The organism is Aeromonas sp. QDB23, assembly GCF_027707745.1.
Classification (GTDB): Bacteria; Pseudomonadota; Gammaproteobacteria; order Enterobacterales; family Aeromonadaceae; genus Aeromonas; species Aeromonas allosaccharophila.
Window position 1 is genome coordinate 1 of sequence record NZ_JAPCJA010000191.1, and the last position, 517, is coordinate 517.

The 517-nt window shown below is 40.6% G+C and carries 1 protein-coding gene; it reads right to left on the minus strand.

From position 1 onward, the window contains the following. Window positions 1–349: 349 nt before the first annotated feature. A complete protein-coding gene (locus PG888_RS23275) occupies window positions 350–424 on the minus strand; it encodes a hypothetical protein (RefSeq protein ID WP_442866255.1) in 75 nt (24 codons plus the stop codon). Between the last annotated feature and the right edge of the window lie 93 nt (window positions 425–517).

Here is a 517-nt window from a genome sequence, read left to right on the forward strand (position 1 = left end):
TTTCATGTAGAACCTCCTGCGTTCAAGATACGAGAAAATTCTACTTATGAGCACCTCAGTTTTTCGGGGGGATTACCATGACAGCATGATTTTTGAGCCTATTTATTAAAGCTTGACATGTTTGAATGCTAATATCAGTGTCGATTCTAATAAAATAGTATGTGGGGAAGTAGTAAAACTGGTTTATCTTCGCTGCGAAGCAGCGGAATGTTTAAAAAAGTCTTTTGTTCTCATAATTAGTAAATGGACAGTTTTCAGTATTTTTCAAGTGGCTAAAATGAAAAAATTTGAAAAAAAACTATCGTGATGTTTTTTTGAACTGAAAGATGAGGCCGCAGGCTGCCTAAATTTATAGGCACACCCCATGCCGAATCCGTCCCACTAGATCGACAACAGCCTGAACCCCCATTGGTGTAGCCAACAACTTAGCTGGGGCTACACCACCTTGGCCCGGATGCTGGCTTTCATGTATTCGATGTTGATGGCCGTTTTGTTCTTGCGTGGATGCTGTTTCAAG